Raw genomic sequence first — 1,353 nt, 5'->3', positions numbered from 1 at the left:
TGACCTTCTCCTCCTTCAACAGCGGCACGGCGGTCAATGTCACCTTCGGCGATGGCACCAACGGCACGGTCAAGACGCTCGATCAGCTCAACACGGCGCTGCAGGCCAACAACCTGACCGCCACGATCGACTCCAACGGCCTGCTGACGGTCTCGACCACCAACGACTACGCGTCCTCGACGATCGGGTCGAGCGCCGCGGGTGGTTCGATCGGCGGCACGCTGACCTCTTCGCTGACGTTCTCGACGGCTTCCAGCCCCGTCCAGGACACGGTTGCGCAGACCGCCCGCGCTAACCTCGTCAACCAGTACAACAACATCCTGAACCAGATCGACACGACCTCGCAGGACTCCTCGTTCAACGGCATCAACCTGTTGAACGGCGATCAGCTCAAGCTGGTGTTCGACGAGACCGCCAAGTCGAGCCTGAACATCACGGGCGTGACCTACAACTCCAAGGGTCTGGGCCTCGCTGCGTTGACCAGCGGCGTCGACTTCATCGACAACTCCGCGACCAACAAGGTGTTGTCGAACCTGAACGCCGCGTCGAGCACGCTGCGCTCGGAAGCGTCGAGCCTCGGTTCGAACCTCTCGGTGGTGCAGGTTCGTCAGGACTTCAACAAGAACCTGATCAACGTGCTGCAGACCGGTTCGTCGAACCTGACGCTGGCCGACACCAACGTCGAGGCGGCCAACAGCCAGGCGCTGTCGACCCGCCAGTCGATCGCGGTCTCCGCGCTGTCGCTGGCCAACCAGTCGCAGCAGAGCGTGCTTCAGCTGCTCCGCTAAATCGCGGAAGAACATCGAAAAACAACAGAGCGGTGGGGCTTCGGCTCCGCCGCTTTCTTTTTTGCGCGAGCGTTGTTGTGTGGGTGAGGCGAGAGGATGCGAATGCAGCCAAATGCTCACTCTGAGTTATGGTTGACAAGTAGCAAACACGCCGCCGCCGCTCGAAAAATCATCATTCTATCATGATGATACGCATGAGCTCGATTTTGCTTCGATCGCGCATATGGTGAATCCGCGCAGGGACTCGCGCGACACGCTTCATGCTTTGTTAGCCGTCTACGTTCACCGTTCCGGCATCGATTAATCCTAATCGAAGTTTGTTGCGTTGCGTACCAGAAGGGTAACACTCAATGTCCGGTATTGTTCTCTCCTCATCGGTTCGTCAGAACCTGCTCTCTCTTCAGTCCACCGCTGATCTTCTCGCCACCACCCAGAGCCGTTTGTCGACCGGCAAGAGCGTCAATTCGGCCCTGGACAATCCCACCAACTTCTTCACGGCCCAGTCGCTCGACAACCGCGCCAGCGACATCAACAATCTGCTCGATGGCATCGCCAACGGCGTCCA

2 protein-coding genes are annotated in these 1,353 nt (G+C 59.1%); both read left to right on the top strand.

The window, feature by feature from the left end:
- On the top strand, nt 1-788 hold a 788-nt coding region (locus ABIA96_RS36560), incomplete at its 5' end, for a flagellin (protein ID WP_354141723.1).
- A gap of 350 nt (nt 789-1,138) precedes the next feature.
- The coding region (locus ABIA96_RS36555) for a flagellin N-terminal helical domain-containing protein (RefSeq protein ID WP_502918890.1) at nt 1,139-1,353 on the top strand (215 nt) is incomplete at its 3' end.

The sequence above is a fragment of the Bradyrhizobium sp. LB11.1 genome (genome assembly GCF_040549385.1).
Lineage (GTDB): Bacteria > Pseudomonadota > Alphaproteobacteria > Rhizobiales > Xanthobacteraceae > Bradyrhizobium.
This window is presented reverse-complemented; position numbering and strand designations above follow the sequence as displayed.